The organism is Faecalibacterium sp. An122 (assembly GCF_002160895.1).
Lineage (GTDB): Bacteria > Bacillota > Clostridia > Oscillospirales > Ruminococcaceae > Faecalibacterium.
Window position 1 is genome coordinate 35,967 of record NZ_NFLL01000006.1, and the last position, 22,789, is coordinate 58,755.

Below are 22,789 nucleotides of genomic sequence, written 5' to 3' on the forward strand. Positions count from 1 at the left end.
ATAGCAGATATGTTTAGTGAAAGTCAAGAGAAAATAAAACAAAAAAGTTTAATATTTTCTCCAAAACCGCTTGACAAAAGCAAATATGCTTAGTATAATGAAAAAGCATTAAGCAAATAAGCTTAATAAAATATCCGTCGTGTGTCACGGTAATGGCACATCCGCCCGGGCGAATCGGAAGGCGGCAAGAAAGTATTCCGACACGAAATAAATGAATTTGAAAAACAGAAGGGAAGGTGATGTATATGGAAAACCGGTTTATCCGTGCCGATGATGTGGCGCAGGAACTCAATGTATCCAAGCCCTATGCCTATAAGATCATCAGGAAGCTGAACGAGGAGCTGAAAGCAAAGGGATTTATTACGATTGCGGGACGTGTCAACCGCCAGTATTTTTATGAAAGGCTCTACGGAGCCGGAAAGGAGAAGGAATAATGCCGGTATTCAAAAATGAGGACAATGGTACTTGGTATGTGATGGCAAGGTATGTGAACTGGAAAGGAGAGCGCAAACAGAAATGCAAGCGTGGCTTTACCACAAAGAAAGAAGCGCAGGAATGGGAGCGGATGTTCCAGTTGCAGAATTCCTCTGACCTTGATATGAGCTTTGAGGCTTTCACAGAGCTGTATATCCGAGATGTGAAAAATCGCCTGAAGGAAAACACCTGGCTGACGAAGGAGCATATTATCCGCACAAAGATACTGCCCTTTTTCGGTAAGCTGAAAATCAGCGAGATTTCTACAAAAGAAATCATCACTTGGCAGAATGAAATGCTTGCCTATCGTGACGAGAAGAAAAAACCGTACTCACAGACTTATCTGAAGACGCTGCACAATCAGCTTTCCGCTATCTTCAACCATGCTGTGCGTTACTACGAGCTGCGTTCCAATCCCGCCGCAAAGGTGGGAAATATGGGAAGCGAGGAACACAGGGAAATGCTGTTCTGGACGAAAGAGGAATACAAGAAGTTTGCCTTTGAGATGATGGACAAGCCCGTTTCCTTTTACGCCTTTGAAATGCTCTACTGGTGCGGTATCCGTGAGGGCGAGCTGCTGGCGCTGACTCCTTCGGACTTCGACTTTGACAAGGAAACGGTCACGATCAACAAATCCTATCAGCGTTTGCACGGGGAAGATGTGATTACTACGCCGAAAACAAAGAAAAGCAACCGTACCATTAAAATGCCGCATTTTCTCTGTGAGGAAATGCAGGAATATCTCGGTATGCTCTACGGACTCAAAAAGAAAGACCGTATCTTTACAGTAACGAAAAGCTATCTTCATCACGAGATGGACAGAGGTGCAAAAGCCGCAGGCGTGAAGCGTATCCGTATTCATGACCTTCGTCACAGCCATATCAGTTTGCTGATCGATATGGGATTTTCGGCGGTGGCGATTGCCGACCGTGTAGGACACGAAAGCATTGAAATCACTTATCAGTACGCTCATCTGTTCCCGTCCAAACAGACGGAAATGGCGAAGCGATTAGACGATTTAGGGAAAGGAGATTTTGAAAATGTCAGCTAAGAACAGAGACAACAAAAACCGTTGGAGAAATATCACGGTGGGATTTCGGGTATCGCCCGAAGAAAATGAACGCATTAACAAAGCGGTCGCCTTATCGGGACTGCCGAAGCAGGAATACTGCTACCGTCGCTGTCTCAATCAGGATGTGGTGGTGCAGGGCAATCCGAGGGTGTATAAGGCTCTAAAAAAGGAGCTTGCCGCCGTCCTTGCGGAACTGCAAAGGATTGAAGCTGGAAACGGTGTAGACGAAGAGCTGCTCAATGTCATTGAACTGATTTTCGTTATTCTCGGCGGCTTGAAAGGAGAGGTACAGGATGAATAAGCAAAAAGAAATGACCGCCCGAAACACATCTGTTGGCGCAGATGATAGGCAGTCACTCCATGTAACTAATTACAGTATAACCAATCCAAACGGAAATATCAATGCTTTTCTTCTGAAAGGCGGTGGCAGGAATGGCTGAACTTAAAATCATTAGTATGGATGAAGTCCAAAGCAAGGAAGTGAATTGGCTTTGGTATCCATATATCCCATACGGGAAAATCACAATCATTCAGGGCGATCCCGGCGAGGGCAAAACAACTTTGGCATTAAGACTGGCGGCGCTTCTCTCAAAGGGAGAAGCACTGCCCTATGACGATACCGAGCGTGAGCCTGTTAAGATTATCTATCAAACTGCCGAGGACGGACTGGAAGATACCATCAAACCGAGATTGGAAGCGGCTGAGGCAGACTGTACGCAAATCAAAGTCATAGACGAATCAGAAGCCGCACTCAGTATGCTGGATGAGCGCATTGAAAAAGCAATCATAGAAGTCGGCGCAAGGGTGGTAATCCTTGATCCGATTCAGGCGTATGTGGGAGCAAATATCAATATGAACAATGCCAACGAAGTCCGTAATGTGATGGCGCAGCTCGGACGAATCGCAGAAAAATATGACTGCGCTATCCTGTTGGTCGGTCATATGAACAAGGGCAGCGGAAATAAATCTTCTTACCGTGGGCTTGGCTCGATTGACTTTCAGGCTTCGGCAAGGAGCGTCCTGATTGTCGGAAGAATTAAAGACAATCCGCAGGTCAGAGTGATGGTGCAGGACAAGTCCTCCCTTGCTCCAGAGGGCGAAGCGATTGCCTTCGAGCTGGACAAGGAAAACGGATTCAAATGGATCGGTCATTACGATATATCGGTTGACGATCTGTTGAGCGGTATTCCAAAAGAGAAGAAATCCGAACAGGCTGAAAATTTAATCCTTGAGTATCTTTCAAAGGGCAAATATCCGCAGCAGGCATTGCTGAAAAAAGCACGGGCGGCAGGCATTTCCAAGCGTGTGCTGGATGAAGCAAAGAAATCACTGAATGTCCAATCGGTTAAGGAAGGCAGTCAGTGGTACTGGCAGCTTCCCGAAAAAATGGAGTGAGGTTTTTCAAGGTTGCAACATTGCAAAGGCAGGCACATCTGCAACCTTGCAATGTTCCTTTTTCGGGAAGTGATAAAGTTTGGACGGGGTTGCAAGGGTGTCCTTTTCAAAGGACAGCCCTTGCCCCTCGGAGAGCGCAAAACCTGCTTGCAGGTTGCATTTTTGACGGGCTTGCCTGTCAAAAGTGCTTTTGCGTTACTCTTGGCAAGAGTAACAGAACCGAGGAAGAACGATTTTTAAGAGATTGGAGGTGTAATTTATGCAAAGAACGATCAGCGCAATGGTCGGAAAAGGCTCAGTCAACCACAACAGCCGCAAATTCAAAGCGGAGAATGTAGACGGCAACCGCACTCATCTCAATATAGATTACTGCAACGAGCCGATAAGGAAAGTGTATCACGAATTATTCGATGATGCGCTGAAAAGATACAACGACAGGCAGACAAGAGCTGACCGAAAGATAGAAAACTACTATGAAAAAATCCGCAGTTCCAAACAGGAAAAACCGTTTCACGAACTGATTTTGCAGATAGGCGATAAGGAAAATATGAGCGCTGAAAGCGAAAACGGGACGCTTGCCCGACAGATTTTAGATGAATACTATCGTGGGTTTCAGGAGCGAAATCCGCAGTTAAAAGTATTTTCGGCTCATCTGCATATGGATGAGGCAACACCGCATCTGCACATTGATTTTGTTCCCTTTACCACCGGCAGCAAGCGTGGACTGGATACAAGAGTGTCGTTGAAACAGGCGCTTGCAGCACAGGGCTTCAAGGGCGGTACTCGTGGAGATACCGAGTGGAATCAATGGGTAAGGGCAGAAAAATCCGCCTTAGCGTTTGTTATGGAACGCCACGGAATTGAGTGGGAACACAAGGGGACTCATGAAAAACATCTCTCTGTTTTGGATTACAAAAAGCAGGAGCGAGAAAAGGAAATTAACGCTCTTGAAGATAAGCTTGTCGAGAAAAAAGATGAGTTTCGTGTTATGGCTGACCGTATTAAAAACTTTGATAATGGCGAAAGAGCGTTGCAAAATCTTGATGAGAGTATCATGAACGGGCCTGAATATCAGCTCCCTGAGCCTTCTGCGATGATGTCGGCAAGGAGCTACAAGACAAAGTTTGTTGAGCCGCTTGTAGCCCGATTTAAATCTTTAATCAGCACCTTATTTGCACGATATTTCAAGGCGTTGGACAGTTATCACAGGTTGAACATCACAAACGGAAATCTATATCGTGAAAACGAAAAGCTCTCAAAAATTAACGGTAAGCTTACCGAAGAAAACACAAGGCTGAGGGCTGAAAACAAAGATTATTCGCTGCTTCGCAGAGTATTCGGACACAAACAGATAGACAGCTTGCTTGAACAGGCGAGAAATCTCAAAGGTCAAAAGCGTGATTACACACGCTCAAGATAAATCATTTTTCAGGAGGAAAACAAAATGGCAAAGATGATTTTTGAAGAACTGGGCGGCACTTATATACGGCAGGGAGATTATTTTCTTCCTTGTCTGTCTTTACCCGCCGAAAAAGAAACCAAGCCTATCGGCGTATGGGGGCAGCGGCATTTGCGCTATCTCAAACAGCACCGCAAGGTGCTTTATACCAACCTGCTTACAAGCGGCAAGCTGAACAGCTATCTTGTGGATATTGACGAGCAGGCGGAAGATACGTTTCTTCGGCTGGTAAAACAGATAGCGGAGCGAGAGGGCTTAACCGAACAGCTAAAGGCAGAAAATTCAATGCTGTGGGTACAGACAATGAACAGTATTCGTAATAGAGCAATGGATATTGTAAACGAGGAAATTATCTATAATTAAAGCATTATAACGCATACAACTGTAAAATTGTGGCGGGTAGGGATAAACTCCTTACCCGTCTTTTTTTGCTCTCTTAAACGCTTAAACAGGGCGGTTTGACACCGAAAAGCGTTACATACTTCACTTGTTAGTCACAATCTCTTGACTTTTTGAACTGCGTTCAGCATAATGTATTTGAACAATGTTCAAAAGGAGGTATAGTGTGGATAATAAAGAAGCCATTATACAGGCGACGATTAAACTAATTGAGGAAAAAGGGGAACATTTAGACGAAGTTACAGTCCGTGAGATATGCAAAAGAGCAGGCGTTGGATTAGGCCTTGTAAATTATCATTTTGGAAACAAGGATCAACTCATCGAGCAATGTATTGAGCGTATGATAAACGGAACAGTTGAGCATTTTCAGAATATACGAGAGAAAACAGACGGCTTTACTCCTTTTGAGAAGCTCACTTATCTCGGCAATATAACCCTTGATTTTCTGTTTGAACATTATGCCATTTCCAAAATTTCTGTTCTTACCGATATGCAGTCACCGAAAGAAAATGACAACACTTACAGAACTTATGCGGCATATCTTCCGCTTGTTGCAGCCTGCCGTCCTGACCTTGATGAAGCGGCGATAAGACGAAAAACGCTGTATTTGATTACCGTTATGCAGCAAATGTTCCTACGATACGAAATTATATCGCAAATATTGGGGATTGACCTTAGACAGAAAGAAAACCGCAGGAATTTTCACACACAAGTTTTACACGATATTTTGGAGGTATAAAGAGTGAATATAACAGTGATAAACGGAACGGAAAAACACGGCGTTACCTATCGTCTAAAAGAGATGTTTTTAGCAGACTTTAGTGATAATGCGAATATTACAGAATATTATCTTCCAAAGGATTGCCCCGCTTTCTGCGCTGGCTGCACAAACTGTATCTTAAAGGGCGAACAGAAATGCAAGGATGCTGAATATATCAGGAAAATTGAAAAATCACTTTTGGAAGCGGACTTGATTGTGATGACATCGCCTGCATATGTCTTTCATGCGACCGGTGCAATGAAAGCGTTACTTGACCATTTTGCCTATCGTTGGATACCGCACCGTCCTGCTCCTGAAATGTTTGGAAAACGAGCTGTCATCATAACACAATGCTTGGGCAGCGGAGCAAAATCTGCGGCAAAAGATATGAAGCACAGCTTATCGTGGTGGGGCATTTCCAAAATCGAGATATTTACCGGTGCATTGATGAGCGATATCGTCTGGGAAAAATTGCCGCAAAAGAAACAAGCCGAGCTTGCGGGAAAGCTTCAAAAGCTGTCTCGGAAGTTTGCTCATATAGATTATACAAAGCCCGCATATACAAATTTGATTACGAAATTTAAGTTTTTCTTCTGCCGTATGATGCAGAAATCCATACATAGATCAGATCCCGAATACCTTGACGGAAAGTATTGGGCGGAGCAAGGCTGGCTTGCCGACAGCAGACCGTGGAAATAGTTTGTATTGTATGGAAAAATACTTCTGCAACCGCAGGTTGACACATTTCAAACCGCCGTTTGGTGGTATGCAACCTTTGAAAAGAGTATCCTATACATAGAAATAGGGCGATTGCACTACAGTATCAAACGGAGGTAAATGATTATGATTTTAGCGGATAAGATTATTCGATTGAGAAAAAGAAATGGCTGGTCTCAGGAAGAACTGGCTGCAAAAATGAATGTGTCCCGTCAGGCGGTATCCAAATGGGAGGCTGCACAGACTACACCGGATTTAGAAAAAATTCTTCAGCTTGGAAATTTGTTCGGCGTGACGACCGATTATCTTCTCAAGGACGAAATGGAAGATGAGGAGTTCACAGATGAAACAGATATACCTGTGAAACGGATTACTTTGTCACAGGCAGATCATTTTTTGAAATGGAGAAAGTCTGCGTCCGTAAAAATTGCCGTAGCAACTTTTCTTTGCGTTATTGCGGTAATCCCTCTTTTGCTTTTGGGAGCTGTGTCCGAGGTTGCTCTCTCCATATCTGAAAATGTCGCCGGAGGGATCGGGCTTGTTTCTCTGTTCGTTTTTGTTGCTGTTGCAGTTGCGATCTTTCTGCACTGCGGCTTTAAAAATGCACCCTATGACTTCATTGATAAAGAACCTTTTGAAACAGAATATGGCGTAACGGGAATGGTTAAAGAAAGACAAAAAGAATATAGACCTGTCTATGTAAGGAGCAATATGATTGCAACCGGTATCTGTATTCTATCCCCCGTTCCTCTGCTGGTCGGTGCGTTTACCGAAAACGAATTTTTAATCGTTATCATGCTGGCAATTACTTTGCTGCTCGCCGGAATCGGAGCAGGAATATTTATCATAGCCGGCGTTCGATGGGCGAGTATGCAGAAGTTGCTGAAAGAGGGTGAATATACACCCCAAGAGATAAGGAAAAGCTACATTAAGGAAACGATTGCAACAGCGTACTGGCTGTCAGCAACAGCTATATACCTTGCCTGGAGCTTTTTAACAAACGCATGGGAGACTACCTGGATTGTGTGGCCGGTGGCAGGGGTCTTGTTTGCAGGTGTTATGGCGATCTGCCGTTTATTCACAGACAAGAAAGATTGATAAAATCCTATCGCATTTTAAGGGCAGAAGTGATATTAACACGCTTAAGACGAAGAATGACAACTGCAAATAACGCAATGTAACGCATACAACTGTAAAATTGTGGCGGGTAGGGATAAACTCCTTACCCGTCTTTTTTGCTCTCTTAAACGCTTAAACAGGGCGTTTTGACACCCAAAAGCGTTACATATTCCGTTTCACTGTTATAGCTGCTTGACAAAAAGCAGCTATTTCCATATAATAAGAAACAGATGTTGCGTAATAAATGTTGCCTTAAGGAGATGAACAAATGCCCCCGAAATTTAAGTTTACAAGAGATGAAATAACTAATGCCGCTTTGAATGTAACACGGAAGAATGGAATATCTGGATTGACCGCAAGAGCGTTGGCTGCGGAGCTTGGATGCTCTGTCAAACCGATTTTCGGACTGTTCAAAAATATGGAGGAAGTCGGGCAGGAGGTTTTTATAGCTTCTGACCTGCTGTATCAGAATTATTTGCGTGAAGATATGGCTAAGGGAAAATATTCCCCCTATAAGGCAAGCGGCATGGCATATATCCGCTTTGCCAAAGAAGAAAGGGAGCTTTTCAAGCTGCTTTTTATGCGTGACCGAAGCCGTGAAAAAATAGAAGAAAACAAAGAAGAAATCAGACCCCTTATGCAGTTAATACAGCAAAATTTAGGGATTAGTGAAGATGAAGCATATTTGTTTCATCTGGAAATGTGGCTCTATGTTCACGGTATTGCTACGATGATAGCCACTTCCTATCTTGATTGGGACGATGAATTTATCAGCAGAGTGCTTACCGATGCTTATATGGGACTTAAATACCGCTATACGGAGGGAAAAGACAATGCAGGCAATTAAAACTGTTCAGCTTACAAAAAAATATAAGGATGTAACCGCCGTAGACGGCCTTGATTTGACGGCCCGGCAAGGCGAATTATTTGCTCTGCTTGGCGTAAATGGGGCAGGAAAAACGACCACAATTAAAATGCTTACTTGCTTGACAAAGCCCGACAGCGGCAACGCCTTTGTGAACGGCAACAGTATTGTTACTGATGTGGCTGCGGTGAAAAGTATCATAGGCGTATCTCCGCAGGAGACAGCCGTTGCCCCAAATTTAAGTGTAAGGGAAAACCTTGAGCTGATGTGCGGTGTTCACGGTTTTACAAAAGAGAAGATGCATGCTAAAACCAAGGAGCTTTCCGAACAATTTGATTTGACCGCTATTTTGAGCAAAAGGGCAGGTAAATTATCGGGCGGTTGGCAACGCAGGTTAAGCATTGCAATGGCTCTTATCAGCGAGCCGCAGATACTTTTTCTTGACGAACCGACATTAGGGCTTGATGTTCTGGCACGAAGCGACTTATGGGATACCATTCGTACACTTAAAGGGAAAATAACCATTATCTTGACCACGCACTATATGGAGGAAGCGGAAGCTCTTGCAGACCGTATCGGTATTATGAAGGACGGCAAGCTGCTTGCGCTCGGAACAGCGGAGGCATTGAAAGCAAAGGCGGGAACGGAAAAATTCGAGGACGCTTTTGTTGCTATTGTAAAAGGGAGTAAAAAATTATGAGATTGCTTGCATTTTCGGGTAGAACGGCAAAAGAAATACTGCGTGACCCGCTTAACCTGTTTTTTGGCTTAGGCTTTCCTCTTGTCCTTATCGGTTTGCTTACTGCAATACAGGCAAATATTCCTGTGCCGATGTTTGAGCTTGACAATCTAACCCCCGGCATAACGGTATTTGGATTATCCTTTATGACTTTGTTTGCCGCTGTCCTTATTTCAAAGGATAGAGAAAGTGCATTGCTGCAAAGGCTTTATACTACTCCGCTTACCGCTTCGGATTTTATTTTCGGCTATACCCTGCCAATTTTACCGATTGCAGTAGCACAGGGGGTTATTTGCTACATAGCGGCGGCTCTGCTCGGCTTGAAGCTGACAATCACTGTTTTATATGCCTTGCTGTTTCTCATTCCCGTAGCATTGTTTTATATTGCTTTGGGGCTTATCTGCGGAAGCGTTTTTAATTCAAAGCAGGTCGGCGGTATCTGTGGAGCGTTACTTACCAATTTGTCCGCTTGGATGTCGGGGATTTGGTTTGATGTAGACCTTGTAGGCGGCGTATTTAAGAAAATCGCAAATGCTTTGCCTTTCATCCATGCTGTTGAATTGGAACGGGCTGTCTTTAGTGCGGATTATTCGGGTATCCTGCCGCACCTTTGGTGGGTGCTCGGTTATACCATTGTGGCTGTTGCAGGGGCTGTGCTTTTATTTTTGCGGCAGATGAAAAAACAATAATAGTAGCCGACAAAGGAGGGCGGTACAATGACAATAAAATTATTTTGCAATGCAATCATAAAATTTGTGCTTGGAATTATTCTTGTAGGGCTACTTCTGTTTCTGCCTGCGGGAACAGTGCAATATCCCAACGGTTGGTTGCTTATGGGAGTTTTGTTTGTTCCTATGTTTGTCGCCGGTATTGTGATGATGTTCAAAAACCCCCAATTATTAAGTAAGCGTCTTAACGCTAAGGAACAGCAAAGCGAGCAAAGTCTTGTAATAAAACTTAGCGGCTTGATGTTTGTTGTTGGCTTTGTATTGGCAGGGCTTGATTTTCGTTTTGGCTGGCTGTCGCTTCCTAAAACAGTGCCTTACATAGCGGCTGCTATATTTTTGATTGCGTATTTGCTTTATGCAGAAGTCTTACGGGAAAATACATATCTCTCCAGAACGATTGAGGTGCAGGAAAATCAAAAGGTAATTGATACAGGACTTTACGGTATTGTCAGACATCCAATGTATAGTGTAACAATTATTCTTTTCCTTACAATGCCATTGATGCTTGGATCAATACTCTCTTTCGTTGTGTTTCTCTTTTATCCTCTGATTATCGCAAAAAGAATAAAAAACGAAGAACAGGTACTTGAAACCGAACTTGACGGATATGCAGATTATAAAAAGAAAGTTAAATACAGGTTAATACCTTATATTTGGTAGTCTTAAATTATATTATTTAGAAAAAGGTAACAGGGATTAAATTGCTATCAGCTAAGATGCAGAGCTGGAGAACTGAGTATTAAATTTAAAAACGGAAATTTTAAAACCGTCTCATTGCATAGGTTTTTTCATTGACTTATACTTGTGTACAGGAGGTGCTTACAATGGCAAATGAAGATAAAAAAGATTTTAATGCGATGCTGCATGATAGTAAGGATATGCCCAAATTTCAGACGATCACAGATGAAAAAAGCATAGAGAAGTATGGCGGAAACAAAATGTATTTTGCGCCGCCGATTGATTATGATAAGGTTATGCGTCTTGTGCCGTATGGAAAACTGCTTACTGTTGGTGCGATAAGAGAATATTTTGCAAATGAAAATGGAGCCGATTTTACAGAGCCGATTACAGCAGGAATATTTGTTTCGATTGTTGCGTGGGCGAGCTATCAGCGTTCCAAGGATGTAACACCTTATTGGCGCACCTTAAAGGCGAATGGGGAATTAAACGCCAAATATCCCGGCGGCATAGAAGCTCAGAAAGAAAAGTTGGAAGCGGAAGGACATACGATTGTCCAAAAAGGCAGGAAAAATATCAGATACTATGTTAAAGACTATGAAAGAGCTCTATTTGTGTTATAGATGTCTTTGGGAAACGATTTTAATATCTTGATTTTCTAAACAAAATCGCTTATAATGTGAGCCAGAACATATTGTTATTATCCGCAGTTTCAGAGCCAGTGTTATCAACCCCGATAACAAATTGATAACATTAGCCCATATAGGCAGGATAATATGGATACATCAAATATTCAAAAGCACCACGAATACGACAGAGAATAATCTCTAAACAAAATTGATTAGGCTTTGTCGAGAGCGAATTGTTCCGCGATATGTTTTGAATGTCGCTTTCCATGCGACCAAACCGAAGACGATTTCTCCTATACTGTGACTGTAAGCAAAAGCAGTCACAGTTTTTCTATATGGGAGGATTCATCATGAAAAAGAACTTAACCGAGATCGTCTTTATCCTTGACCGCAGCGGCTCTATGAGCGGGCTGGAAGCCGACACCATCGGCGGCTTCAACTCCATGATCGAGAAGCAGAGAAAGGCAGACGGCGAAGCGCTTGTCTCCACAGTCCTCTTCGACAATATGAGCGAGGTGATCCATGACCGCGTGAACATCCACGACATCAAGCCGATGACAGACAGGTACTATACCGTCCGGGGCTGCACGGCTCTTCTGGATGCCATCGGCGGTGCGATCCATCACATCGGCAATGTCCATAAGTACGCCCGACCGGAGGATGTCCCGGAGCATACGCTGTTTATTATCACCACGGACGGAATGGAGAATGCGAGCCGGTTTTACAGCAGCGACCGGGTGAAGCAGATGATCGAGCGGCAGAAGGCAAAGTATGGCTGGGAGTTCCTGTTCCTCGGCGCAAACATTGACGCGGTGGAAACGGCGCGGCACTTTGGGATCGTAGCTGACCGAGCCGTCAATTACCACTCTGACAGCGCCGGGACGCAGCTCAACTATGAGGTGCTGAGTGAGGCAATTTCCGCCGTCCGTTGCAGCGCCCCGCTCGGCGCAGATTGGAAGCGCCGGATTGACGAGGACTACGAGAAACGCGGTAAAGGGAAAAAGAAATAAGCTGCACAAGCATGAGGGAAGGCGCTTTCGAGCGCCTTTTTTCTCTTCCATACCGCTAATTTCCTTATAAAATGTCCGTTGTAAAGTGAAGGGGATTTTTACGGGGAGAAGCACCGGGAATACGATTTTGAGAGAATAGCAAGCACAGCCGGTGTCCGTACACACGGCGATTTTCGAGTAAAGGAACCCCGCCCTTACTCTTCAAATGCTTGTTGGGATGTCTCCCAAACCCTCTATCTTTACGAAAGGACAAATTGCCTATGGCAAATAGAACGAGGCCAATACGCATTGAGTTCTGCGTGTCGGAAAATGAGCATCGGATCATCAAATCAAAGATGGCGCAGCTCGGAACAAAGAACATGGGCGCATATCTCAGGAAGATGGCGATTGACGGCTACATCATCAAGGTGGACTACACCCAGCAGAAGAAGCTTGCCGCCGCTGTCAGCCGTGCAGCGTCAAATATCAACCAGATTTGCCGCCGTATCAATTCAAAGGGAAACCTTTATGAGGATGATGTCACCGAGCTGAAAGAGAGGCAAAAGGAAATATGGCAGTTACTAAAATCAAGCCAATCCGAGGAACTGTAAACAAGGCGCTTGCCTACATCCTCGACCCGGCGAAGACTGACGATCAGCTCTATGTTTCCTCTTTCGGCTGTGCTGCCAGCGACGCGGCGGCAAATGAATTTGAGTGGACGCGAAACCTCGCCGCCCAGCAAGGAATGCAGATGCCGAAGGTGATTGCCCGACACCTGATTCAATCATTCGACATCGGAGAAGTCACGCCGGAGATGGCTCATGAAATTGGCAAGCAGTTTGCCGACGAATGGCTGAAAGGCAAGTATGAGTATGTGATTGCCACCCACATCGACAAGGGGCATTGCCATAATCACATCATCTTCAACGCTGTCAATTTTGTAGACTATCATGCCTACCGAAGCAACCGGCGAACCTACCGGGAAATGCGCCAACTCAGCGATGAAATCTGCAAGGAGCATGGGCTTTCCGTGATCCCGCCCTCGCAGAGCAAGGGCATGGACTACAAGGAATACACGGAGGCCAAACGCGGCACGAGCTGGAAGCAAAAACTCAAGCAGACCATCGACCGCTGCATCATCACAGCGAAGGATTACGATGAGTTTTTGAAGCTCATGCAGGAAGCCGGATATGAAATCAAGACCGGAAAATACATCTCCTTCCGTGCTGAGGGACAGGAGCGTTTTACCCGTGCAAAGACCATCGGAGACAACTACACCGAGGACCGGATCAAAGAGCGCATTCAGGGGCGCGGGAACCGCAAGCGCCAGATGCAGACCTCTCGCTGGGGGATCTCCCTCATCAGCGACATTCAGGAACGCATCCAACTCATCGGCAGCAAGGGTTATGAGCACAAAGCAAAGCTCACCATTCTCAAGGAGGCTGCGCGTACCCTCAACTATCTGACCGAGAACAACCTTCTGCAATATGCTGACCTTGAAAAGAAAGCCGAGGACATTCACAGCTCCTATGCCCGAACCGGTGATGAGTTGAAAAGCGTTGAAGCCAGACTGCGCGAAGTCCAGCCGCTTATCAAAAACATCTCGAACTACCAGCGTCTCAAACCAATTTATGATGCCTATATGAAGGCGGCAGACAAACCGGCGTTCAGAGCCAAACATGAAGCCGAACTTGTCATCTATGAGGCAGCAAAGAGCACCCTTCTCGCCATACAGGGCGACGGAAAATTGCCGAGCTTGAAATCTCTGCAAGCCGAACAACAACGGCTCGTGGACGAGCAGCAGCGCCTTTATGACGAACGCGCCAAGTTGAAAAAAGAAGCTCGCCTGATTGACACGATGAAGGCGAATGTGGATGATTTCCTCAGTCCCTCGATGGCAAAGGAACAGGAGAAATCCCGCAGCGGAGAACTCGAATAAGCAAAAGAAAAAGGCTCACCGAAACCTACTGCAAGATTTCGGTGAGCCTTCGTTATTTCAGGGCTTAACTTGTTTTGAATGCTTGATCATCGCGTCGATGACATCATAAATCTGAGAGCGATCCTCCGCAGGAAGTTTATCAAGCTTTTGAGCCAGAAGCGAATCTTTTACCAAATACCCATTGTCAAGGACATCCGCAAGGATCATATCCGCTGAAACGCCGAGAGCGTTGATTATGGAAATCAAGGACTCAAGAGAAGGCGTTTTTTCGCCGCGCTCTATTGCGCCCACATAGTTAATACTCAGGTCGGCTTTTTCCGCAAGGTCCTCTTGACGAAGCTTCCTCATCAGGCGGTATTTGCGGATATTTTTGCCGACGGACTCAAGCCTCATCACAGCACCTCCTATCAGCGTGTAATATACACTAATAGTATAGGTGACACGGCTATCACTATACACATTCTATGCGGAAGTCGCCAACGCTAATAGCGTTGATTTGTTCATGGAGTTGTGCTATCCTTTTATTTTGAAGAGGTGTATCTTGAGATGGGAAAAGAAGCGACAGCGACCTTCATTGGTCACAAGGAATGCTACGGTGTCCAAGCAGAGGATGTCCGTCGAGAAGTTGAAAAGCTTATCGCCTCCGGGGTTACTGACTTCTTAAATGGCGGCATGGGCGGGTTTGATTGGATGTGCGCAAGGGTTGTCTTTGACCTGAAAAAGAGCTATCCGCAGATAAGGAACTACCTTGTCATCCCCTACCTCACTTTCAACATTGCCGAGCCAAAATACTTCGATGACATTATCTATCCAGAAGGCTTTGAGAAGTATCATTTTAAGGCTGCGATCCCAGCAAGGAACCGGTATCTCGTTGATAACGCTGCATACGCTTTGTGCTATGTGACTCACGGCTGGGGAGGCGCTGCGCAAACACTCGAACGCGCTCAGAAAAATGGGCTGACAATAATCAATTTAGGAGAGAGGAACGATGGGAGAGATAATCTATGAGAAACACTTTCACAAAGAAACAATAGAGGAACTCAAGAAAGAAAGAACCGACCTCGTAGAAGCCTTCGGAGAAGATGCAAAGCAAGCACCTTCGTTCAACGAAATCATGAAAAAGATTTATAGCAATGTAACTTACCTTGCCTTGCCGGAACGCGAGAAAATGGCGCAAACTTTCATCGAAACAGCCATAGAAATCTCAAATGACTATGAGCTGGATATTGAGATTGAGGAACATCTGAGTCACATTTCTGCCACCTACTATTTTGATTGCGGCGCGTGCATGGGCTTCCTTAGAAGAATTATTGAGATGTCGGATGACATCTCCTTCTTTGACCACATTAAAGGTTTTGATATGGTCATGTCCCTCGACTTTTACACAAAGGCTGTATTCAAAAGGGACCGGCTTATTCAGCCCCAATGGTCTGACCTGAGCCGCTGAAAGGCGCTCAGGTTTCATTTGCCCCCTAATGCTTCGAGAGCTTGCAACTTTTTTGTAAATACTCGAAGAAATGCGTTGTAGACACCAAGCGTTTCTGCTACAATGTAAATTGTGTTTTTGTACCCGTCACAAACCGCAATATAAGGAGCGTTTGTATGAGAATAAGCTACAAGAAATTATGGGTGCTGCTCATCCAAAAAGATATATCCAAGGCGACGCTGCGCAAGGATGTAGGGCTATCCACAGGCACTATGAGCAAACTCAATAAGGGAGAGGAAGTCGCGCTGACAGTTTTAATGCGTCTATGCGACTACCTTGATTGCGACATCGGAGATATTTGCGAAGTGCTGCGCGACGAATAAGATGTTCCCTACGGTAAAAACAGTTAGATAAAATTCGGGGGTCGTTGGGCATCCAAACGATCCTCAAGTAATGGAGATGAAGATATGGCATATCAAAGCGAAGCAGAGCTTGAACTGCAATTCATAGATCAACTGAATAAGCAGGGATATAGCACCGTTTCTGTTCCCGACTATGATGCGTTGGTCGAAAACTTCAAGGTGCAATTCGAGGCGTTCAATGCAGATAAGCTCGATAAGCCGCTCACAGATAAGGAATGGGAACGCATTCTTAATCTGATGCTTGGCAAATCTGTTTTCCAAAGTGCAAAAATCCTCAGAGACAAATTTGTCTTAGAGCGAGAAGACGGGACGAAGGTGTATCTTTCGTTTTTTGACAGCGACCACACCAAGAATATTTTTCAGGTAACGCACCAGACGACAGTTGTCGGAAAGTATGTCAATCGCTACGATGTGACGCTCCTTGTCAACGGACTTCCCTTGATTCAGGTGGAATTAAAGCGAAGGGGCATCGACATCCGAGAAGCGGTCAATCAGGTGATGCGCTACAAAAAGCATTCCTACAACGGTCTGTACCATTTCATCCAAATCTTCGTTGTTTCCAACGGTGTAGACACGAAGTATTTTGCAAACTCGGATCGGGAGATGCTGCACAGCCTCGCATTCTTCTGGACAGACTTCGACAATGTGCGGCTTACCAATTTGAAGGATTTCTCGATTGCCTTCCTCGCCCGTGACCATATCATCAAGATGCTGACGCGGTATATGATCCTGAATGATACGGATAAACTGCTTATGGTCATGCGCCCCTATCAGGTATATGCGGTCGAAGCTCTTGTCCGGCAAGCGACATTGACCAACCGCAATGCCTATGTTTGGCATACAACCGGCGCGGGAAAAACGCTGACTTCCTTCAAGACGGCGCAGATCCTCGCAGCCAATCCAAATATCAAAAAGGTAATCTTTCTCGTTGACCGCAAGGATTTGGACTCTCAGACCACGGAAGAGTTTAATAAGTTTGAAAATGGCTCGGTAGATGCCACTGACCGCACCGATGTCCTTGTGAAGCAGATGCAGGATAAAAACCGGCAGCTTATTGTAACCACCATGCAAAAAATGGCGAATGCTGTCAAGCGCCCTCAGTATGCAAAGATCATGGATGCGTACAAAGATGAGAAGGTTGTTTTTATCATCGACGAGTGCCACAGAAGTCAGTTTGGCGATATGCACAAGGACATTGTGAGACACTTCCAGAAAGCTCAATTCTTTGGCTTTACAGGAACACCCCGCTTTGAAGTCAACGGAAAAGTAGAAGGAAAAATCACGCAAACCACGGAGATGCTGTTTGGGGAGTGCGTCCATAACTACCTGATCAAAGACGCTATCTTTGACAACAATGTCCTTGGCTTTCATGTGGAATACATAAAGACGATGGAAGGCGATTTTGACTGGGACGATCCCACGCTGGCAGATGCCATTGATGTCAATGAGCTTTATCTGTCCGAAGAGCGTATGTCGCTCATTGCCAATCATATAGTCCAAAATCATAAAGCAAAGACACGGAACAGGCAATACACCGCAATCTTCGCCGTTTCGTCGATTGAGGCGCTGATCAAGTATTATGACATCTTCAAGAGCATAAAGCACGACTTGAACATCTCCGGTATCTTCTCTTATGGGCAAAACGAGGATGCAGAAGGCAAGGATGAGCACAGCCGCGATGCTTTGGAGAGGATCATCAAAGATTATAACGAGATGTATAGCACCAACTTCTCGACCGATACCTTCGCAGCCTATCACAAGGATATTTCTGACCGTGTGAAGGGCAAGAAGACAAAGCCATTGGACATCCTGCTTGTGGTCAATATGTTCCTCACCGGTTTTGACAGCAAAACGCTTTCCGTCCTCTATGTGGACAAGGACTTGAAGTATCACGACCTGTTGCAAGCCTATTCCCGCACGAACCGCGTGGAGAAAGAGACAAAACCCTTCGGCATTGTCATCTGCTACCGCAACCTCAAAAAGCAGACGGATGACGCGCTTACTTTGTTCTCAAAAACGCAAGATACTTCCGGCATTATTGTCCCGGACTATGACTTCTTTGTCGAGAAGTTCAATGAGATGGTCATAAAGCTCAAAGAGATCGCCGCCACTCCCGCAGCCGTGGACACCATGCAGAGCGAGGATGATCAAAAACTCTTCGTTGTCACCTTCCGCGAGCTGACCAAGTATCTGCAATCGCTGCATACCTTTATCGAGTTCAGCTTTGACCAGGATGCACTCACGATGTCTGAGCAGGAGTATCAGGATTATAAGAGCAAATATCTGATGCTCTACTCGAAGCAAAAAACAGACCGTGAGGTTGTCTCTGTTCTGAACGATGTGGACTTCTGCATTGAACTTATGGAGAGCGACCGAATCAATGTCGCCTACATCATGAATCTCATCCGCAACATCCACTTTGATGACGCGAAGCAGAAGGACTATGACATCAAGCACATCAAAGATGAACTTGGAAGGACAGACAACCCGCAGCTGCTCAAAAAGGTTGAGATCCTGCAATCGTTCTTGGACACGGTTGTTGCGGGGCTTAACAGCGCGGATGAAATTGACGCTGCCTACAACGACTTCGAGAACGCGGAAAAACAAAAAGAGATTGAAGCCTTTGCCCATCAGGAGGACATCGACTCTAAGGTGCTCACCGACTTCATCTCAGAATACGAGTTCTCCGGTACGATGGATGCCGGAAACATCCGCGACCGGCTCACAAAGCCGATGCCGCTTTTGAAGAAGCGTTCTTTGGTCAACCGTATCGTGGACTTTATCAGAAAACACGCCGAGAAATACCAATAAGGAGAATAAGAAATGGACAACTCTATTCAGGCTCATCAGAAAGAGCTTTGCAACAAGCTCTGGGCAATGGCAAACGCCCTTCGCGGCAATATGGAAGCCTATGAGTTCAAGAATTACATCTTGGGCATGATCTTCTACTACTACCTTTCGGACAAAACCGAAAAGTACATGGTCAACCTTTTGAAAGATGACGGGATCAGCTATGAAGAGGCATGGGCTGATCCTGAGTACAAAGAAGCTGTCGTAGAGGAAGCTCTGCGTGACCTCGGCTATGTGATTGAGCCGCAATTCCTCTTCCGCAAGATGGTCAAGATGGTCGAGAACCGTTCCTTTGACATCGAGTTTTTGCAGAAGGCTATCAACTCCCTGATGGAGTCCACCATAGGTAACGACTCTCAGGAAGACTTCGATGGCTTATTTTCCGATATGCAGCTTGATTCTACAAAGCTCGGGCATACTGTAAAGGATCGCAGCTCTGTAATGGCGAAGATTATCTCTTCCCTTGACGAAATCAACTTCGGCGTGGAAGACACCAAAATTGATGTGCTGGGCAATGCCTACGAGTACCTGATCGGTCAGTTTGCTGCAACTGCCGGAAAGAAAGCCGGTGAGTTCTATACCCCTTCGGGTCCTGCCGAGCTGCTTTGCCGCCTTGCTTGCCTCGGGTTGACGGATGTGAAAGATGCTGCCGACCCGACCTGTGGCTCCGGCTCGCTGCTGCTGCGTCTTAAAAACTACGCGAATGTCAGAAACTACTATGGGCAAGAGTTGACCTCAACTACATACAATCTCGCCCGAATGAACATGATTCTGCGAGGCATTCCGTACCGCAACTTCAATATCTACAACGGCGATACTTTGGAGCATGACTATTTTGGCGACAAGAAGTTCCGCGTTCAGGTTGCTAATCCGCCATACTCTGCGAATTGGTCTGCTGATATGAAGTTCATGGAAGATCCCCGCTTCAACGAATATGGCAAGCTTGCCCCGAAAAGCAAGGCGGACTTTGCCTTTGTGCAACACATGGTCTACCACATGGATGAAGACGGACGAGCCGTTGTCCTGCTTCCTCATGGTGTTCTCTTCCGTGGTGCTGCCGAAGAGGTGATCCGCAAGCACCTCATCCAAAAGCTGAATGTGCTGGATGCAGTCATTGGCCTTCCGGCAAACCTCTTCTTTGGCACAGGTATTCCTGTCTGTGTCCTTGTCCTCAAGAGGGAGCGTAACGGTAATGCGGATAACATCCTGTTTATCGACGCTTCCAAAGACTTTGAGGCTGGAAAGAATCAGAACATCCTCCGGCAAAGCGACATCGACAAGATTGTAGACGCATACCAGCGCCGCGAAAACATTGACAAGTATGCTCATGTGGCGACTATGCAGGAGATTGAAGAGAACGGCTTTAACCTCAACATTCCCCGCTATGTTGATACCTTTGAGCCGGAAGAAGAAATTGATCTGAACGAAGTGGCTGCGGAAATTCGCAAGCTCCAAAGTGAAATCAAGGACATCGACGCGGAATTGAAGCCGTATTTTGATGAGCTGGGGCTGGATTTCCCGTTTGATGTGGAGGGCAAATAATTATGGCAAATGTATCCTCAAGTAACGGTCTCGAAAAGCGCCCGAAACTGCGCTTTCCGGGCTTTGACGAGCCGTGGCACGGCAAACCATTTGGCGATCTTATTCAGGAGTATAGTGATCGCACTCAAACGGAAGACGAAGATACTCTTCTCTCTGCTGCGATAGAAGGAATGTTCCTAAATTCAGAGTTGTTTGGTCATCAGCGTGGAGCGAGCAACAAAGGTTATAAGAAAATCAAATACGGTACAATGGTCTTATCTACCCAAAATCTGCATTTAGGAAACGCAAATGTAAACCTCCGTTTTAAGAACGGCATGGTATCTCCTGCATATAAAACCTATGATATAACGGGATGCTCGATAGAACTGCTGGCACATTGGATTAAATCAGATGCTGCAAAACATTTCTTTTATAATGCTACAACCGTCGGTGCGAGTATGTGCCGACGAAATGTGGAATGGAAAACGCTCTATGAGCAGCCCCTGTTTTTGCCATCCACTGACGAACAAGATAAAATCGCTTCCTTCCTGAGCTTTTTGACTCAAAGAATTGATGCGCAGCAAAAATATGTTGCGACACTCAAGAAGTATAAAAGAGGTGCGGTAAGGTGTCTTCTTTCGGCAAAATCATGTCCGCTCAGAAATGCGAGATGGACAACTGCAAAGATGGGCGAACTCGGCAGCTTTGTGAAGGGTGCGCCTCTTTCCAAAGCCGATATATCCGAGGATGGTACCCCCTTTATCCTTTATGGAGAACTTTATACCACCTACAACGAGGTTGTAACCAGCGTCAAAAGACGGACGCAAGCACAAGTTGATGAAACTTTTCTGAGCCGTGTGGGTGATGTCGTGATCCCGACTTCCGGCGAGACGCCAGAAGAGATTTCAACGGCTTCCTGCGTTATGCTGCCCAATGTCATTCTTGCCGGAGACCTCTATATTTTCCGTGGCGATAAGGTGGATGGACGAATTATGAGCTATCTGCTTAATCATGTTGTTAATGCAAAAATCGCCCGCATAGCACAGGGGAAGTCAGTTGTCCATATTCAAGCGAGCGAATTGTGCAAGCTCACATTGACATACCCGGATAAAAGCACGCAGAACACGATTATAGGATTCCTTTCCTCGCTTGATGATAGGATCATGAATGAAGAAAATGCGCTTGCTTTTTTGTCCGATCTAAAAGAGGGGTTATTACAGCAGCTATTCATATAAAGAGTTGCTGTAACAATGCTTCCTTAGTGCGTACAAGTCCATGAACACAAGCCTGACAAATATCAATCCTATGATCCAAAGCATAAAGCACAGAGGCTATTTGTGACTGCACTTCGAAAGAGGGAAATGCAATGGATGTTTTTTGTATTTCGCTTTTGCTGATGGAGGAAACCTTCGTCCCTTGTACCAGCGGAAGTATTTGCGTTCTAAATCTTTTGGAATTGATAAAGTAACCAAGATACATAGAAGCAAACGAAATCTTAGGGCGGCATGGTATTGTGTGAAGACCTGATAATGCCTTTGTATCAGCGACTCCAACAATTTCTACCGCCTTACCAACTGTATAATCTTCTGCGGTGTCTGCGATCACGATGTCACCATTTCGCAGATAACTACTCCGAGCAAACTTTGAAAGGCTCACATCCGAGCGAATGTATGGTACCTTTGACTTGGACAGATCAACCACCGCGCCGTATTTAATCAGAACATCTCCATAGTGGATGTTATATGCTATTCCGTTTTCAGTTGACATTTCATCCCGCGAGAAGGTGTTGTTCTGTAACAGATCAAATGCTTCACTAAACGGAACTGTCATCCATCTTTCGCCTGGTCCTTTCTCCCCAAAAAGCTCATCTGAGAGTCCTCTTTTATACTTCTTGAGGTTATCCACAAGAAGTTGCTGAGATGAGATTCGTCGCTCAATAGCGTTTAGAAAAGAGGCGATTTTCTTTTGCTCTATTGAAGATGGAAAACGAATTGGCATGGAAAAGAAATCGTCATCCTTTATACTTACTCTGTCATGCCGTGCGCCACTGTCGCCGGTCATATAAATATAGCGATGCCATGCAGACGAACGGAAATACCACTCAAAAAAGTTCGTGTCTACATCTCCTTTGGCTCGAAAACAGAGATAGAGCGGCGAAACAATCCCAGCATCAGGATAAGCATATCGGCTTATAGGTCCGTATGGAGCATCGGATGACTTTCTCGGATTGTAAACAAAGTCATTATGTTCAATTATGTAATACCCGCTGGTATTATCGCTGTTTGCAATGTCTTTATCGAAGTAATCGCGCTGGGGGATAAGCCCCATCTTTGCGGAGTTACAAATCACATTGGAAATACGCCCATCCGTATTTTTCTTTATATTCTTTGCAAAACACGCTGATAACTTTGATTCGTTCCACGGCTCATCAAAGCCCGGGAAGCGCAGCTTTGGACGCTTTTCGAGACCGTTACTTGAGGGCTATTTAGACTTCCAAAATCAATACCGCCTCATAGCAAAATCCCTTGCAGTAGCAGAGGTAAATCCGCTATTGCAAGGGATTTCGGCGTTCGTGGAGCTTTATCTGCGTACTTGAACAGAAGTATAA

At 45.3% G+C, this 22,789-nt stretch carries 26 protein-coding genes; 24 read left to right on the forward strand and 2 right to left on the reverse strand.

The features are described from left to right. Positions 1–245: 245 nt before the first annotated feature. The 18 genes from B5E67_RS05990 to B5E67_RS06070 all read left to right on the forward strand — a co-directional run bounded on the left by B5E67_RS05990 (position 246) and on the right by B5E67_RS06070 (position 13,962). Entirely contained in the window at positions 246–434 is a 189-nt protein-coding gene (locus B5E67_RS05990) for a hypothetical protein (RefSeq protein ID WP_055273915.1), read from the forward strand. Beyond that, entirely contained in the window at positions 434–1,525 is a 1,092-nt protein-coding gene (locus B5E67_RS05995) for a site-specific integrase (protein ID WP_087383906.1), read from the forward strand. Before B5E67_RS05990 ends, B5E67_RS05995 begins: the two co-directional genes overlap by 1 nt. Then, a complete protein-coding gene (locus B5E67_RS06000; protein ID WP_055273831.1) occupies positions 1,515–1,847 on the forward strand; it encodes a hypothetical protein in 333 nt (110 codons plus the stop codon). Before B5E67_RS05995 ends, B5E67_RS06000 begins: the two co-directional genes overlap by 11 nt. Beyond that, positions 1,840–1,986, forward strand: coding sequence for a hypothetical protein (locus B5E67_RS15590; protein ID WP_156337954.1), 147 nt, complete (start codon positions 1,840–1,842; stop codon positions 1,984–1,986). The genes B5E67_RS06000 and B5E67_RS15590 overlap by 8 nt, the downstream gene beginning before the upstream one ends. After that, positions 1,979–2,941 carry an AAA family ATPase gene (locus tag B5E67_RS06005; protein ID WP_055273829.1) on the forward strand — a complete coding sequence of 321 codons (963 nt, stop codon included), beginning with the start codon at positions 1,979–1,981 and terminating at the stop codon, positions 2,939–2,941. The genes B5E67_RS15590 and B5E67_RS06005 overlap by 8 nt, the downstream gene beginning before the upstream one ends. 280 nt (positions 2,942–3,221) lie before the next feature. Continuing rightward, positions 3,222–4,361 (forward strand): plasmid recombination protein, encoded by a 1,140-nt coding sequence (locus tag B5E67_RS06010; RefSeq protein ID WP_055273912.1) that lies wholly within the window; start codon positions 3,222–3,224, stop codon positions 4,359–4,361. Positions 4,362–4,385: 24 nt separating this feature from the next. Then, positions 4,386–4,763 (forward strand): TnpV protein, encoded by a 378-nt coding sequence (locus B5E67_RS06015; RefSeq protein WP_055273827.1) that lies wholly within the window; start codon positions 4,386–4,388, stop codon positions 4,761–4,763. A 202-nt stretch (positions 4,764–4,965) separates the two neighbouring features. Beyond that, entirely contained in the window at positions 4,966–5,538 is a 573-nt protein-coding gene (locus tag B5E67_RS06020) for a helix-turn-helix domain-containing protein (protein ID WP_055273826.1), read from the forward strand. Between the two features lie 3 nt (positions 5,539–5,541). Continuing rightward, the gene (locus tag B5E67_RS06025; RefSeq protein ID WP_055273824.1) at positions 5,542–6,258 is read left to right on the forward strand and encodes an NAD(P)H-dependent oxidoreductase; all 717 of its coding nucleotides are present in this window, start codon (positions 5,542–5,544) and stop codon (positions 6,256–6,258) included. A gap of 144 nt (positions 6,259–6,402) precedes the next feature. After that, a complete protein-coding gene (locus B5E67_RS06030; protein WP_055273822.1) occupies positions 6,403–7,374 on the forward strand; it encodes a helix-turn-helix transcriptional regulator in 972 nt (323 codons plus the stop codon). A 289-nt stretch (positions 7,375–7,663) separates the two neighbouring features. Next, positions 7,664–8,242 carry a TetR-like C-terminal domain-containing protein gene (locus B5E67_RS06035; protein WP_055273820.1) on the forward strand — a complete coding sequence of 193 codons (579 nt, stop codon included), beginning with the start codon at positions 7,664–7,666 and terminating at the stop codon, positions 8,240–8,242. Then, complete coding sequence (locus B5E67_RS06040; RefSeq protein ID WP_055273818.1) at positions 8,229–8,960, forward strand: ABC transporter ATP-binding protein; 732 nt, start codon at positions 8,229–8,231, stop codon at positions 8,958–8,960. The genes B5E67_RS06035 and B5E67_RS06040 overlap by 14 nt, the downstream gene beginning before the upstream one ends. Beyond that, positions 8,957–9,688, forward strand: coding sequence for an ABC transporter permease (locus B5E67_RS06045; RefSeq protein ID WP_055273816.1), 732 nt, complete (start codon positions 8,957–8,959; stop codon positions 9,686–9,688). Before B5E67_RS06040 ends, B5E67_RS06045 begins: the two co-directional genes overlap by 4 nt. 27 nt (positions 9,689–9,715) lie before the next feature. Then, complete coding sequence (locus B5E67_RS06050; protein WP_055273814.1) at positions 9,716–10,387, forward strand: isoprenylcysteine carboxylmethyltransferase family protein; 672 nt, start codon at positions 9,716–9,718, stop codon at positions 10,385–10,387. A gap of 164 nt (positions 10,388–10,551) precedes the next feature. After that, positions 10,552–11,028 carry an MGMT family protein gene (locus B5E67_RS06055; protein ID WP_055273812.1) on the forward strand — a complete coding sequence of 159 codons (477 nt, stop codon included), beginning with the start codon at positions 10,552–10,554 and terminating at the stop codon, positions 11,026–11,028. 356 nt (positions 11,029–11,384) lie between these two features. Continuing rightward, positions 11,385–12,044, forward strand: a complete 660-nt coding sequence (locus tag B5E67_RS06060; RefSeq protein WP_087383909.1) for a hypothetical protein — start codon at positions 11,385–11,387, stop codon at positions 12,042–12,044. 260 nt (positions 12,045–12,304) lie between these two features. After that, the gene (gene mobC / locus B5E67_RS06065) at positions 12,305–12,634 is read left to right on the forward strand and encodes a plasmid mobilization relaxosome protein MobC (RefSeq protein ID WP_004611979.1); all 330 of its coding nucleotides are present in this window, start codon (positions 12,305–12,307) and stop codon (positions 12,632–12,634) included. Then, complete coding sequence (locus B5E67_RS06070) at positions 12,595–13,962, forward strand: relaxase/mobilization nuclease domain-containing protein (protein WP_087383913.1); 1,368 nt, start codon at positions 12,595–12,597, stop codon at positions 13,960–13,962. The genes mobC and B5E67_RS06070 overlap by 40 nt, the downstream gene beginning before the upstream one ends. 57 nt (positions 13,963–14,019) lie before the next feature. On the opposite strand, the gene B5E67_RS06075 is transcribed toward B5E67_RS06070, so the two are convergent. Then, positions 14,020–14,355, reverse strand: a complete 336-nt coding sequence (locus tag B5E67_RS06075) for a helix-turn-helix transcriptional regulator (RefSeq protein ID WP_087383916.1) — start codon at positions 14,353–14,355, stop codon at positions 14,020–14,022. 153 nt (positions 14,356–14,508) lie between these two features. Here B5E67_RS06075 and B5E67_RS06080 point away from each other — a divergent pair, with 153 nt between their 5' ends. From B5E67_RS06080 to B5E67_RS06105, 6 genes are all read left to right on the forward strand, one after another. After that, positions 14,509–14,970: an SLOG family protein gene (locus B5E67_RS06080; protein ID WP_087383920.1), complete on the forward strand. Its 462-nt coding sequence runs from the start codon at positions 14,509–14,511 to the stop codon at positions 14,968–14,970. After that, a complete protein-coding gene (locus B5E67_RS06085) occupies positions 14,951–15,409 on the forward strand; it encodes a hypothetical protein (RefSeq protein ID WP_143405392.1) in 459 nt (152 codons plus the stop codon). The genes B5E67_RS06080 and B5E67_RS06085 overlap by 20 nt, the downstream gene beginning before the upstream one ends. Before the next feature lie 155 nt (positions 15,410–15,564). After that, positions 15,565–15,771: a helix-turn-helix transcriptional regulator gene (locus B5E67_RS06090; RefSeq protein WP_087383925.1), complete on the forward strand. Its 207-nt coding sequence runs from the start codon at positions 15,565–15,567 to the stop codon at positions 15,769–15,771. Between the two features lie 84 nt (positions 15,772–15,855). Then, positions 15,856–18,621, forward strand: a complete 2,766-nt coding sequence (locus B5E67_RS06095; protein WP_087383928.1) for a type I restriction endonuclease subunit R — start codon at positions 15,856–15,858, stop codon at positions 18,619–18,621. 12 nt (positions 18,622–18,633) lie between these two features. Next, the gene (locus B5E67_RS06100) at positions 18,634–20,202 is read left to right on the forward strand and encodes a type I restriction-modification system subunit M (RefSeq protein ID WP_087383931.1); all 1,569 of its coding nucleotides are present in this window, start codon (positions 18,634–18,636) and stop codon (positions 20,200–20,202) included. Between the two features lie 2 nt (positions 20,203–20,204). Further along, the gene (locus B5E67_RS06105) at positions 20,205–21,416 is read left to right on the forward strand and encodes a restriction endonuclease subunit S (protein WP_242956808.1); all 1,212 of its coding nucleotides are present in this window, start codon (positions 20,205–20,207) and stop codon (positions 21,414–21,416) included. On the opposite strand, the gene B5E67_RS06110 is transcribed toward B5E67_RS06105, so the two are convergent. Next, the gene (locus B5E67_RS06110; protein ID WP_242956809.1) at positions 21,409–22,530 is read right to left on the reverse strand and encodes a restriction endonuclease subunit S; all 1,122 of its coding nucleotides are present in this window, start codon (positions 22,528–22,530) and stop codon (positions 21,409–21,411) included. The genes B5E67_RS06105 and B5E67_RS06110 overlap by 8 nt on opposite strands. Between the last annotated feature and the right edge of the window lie 259 nt (positions 22,531–22,789).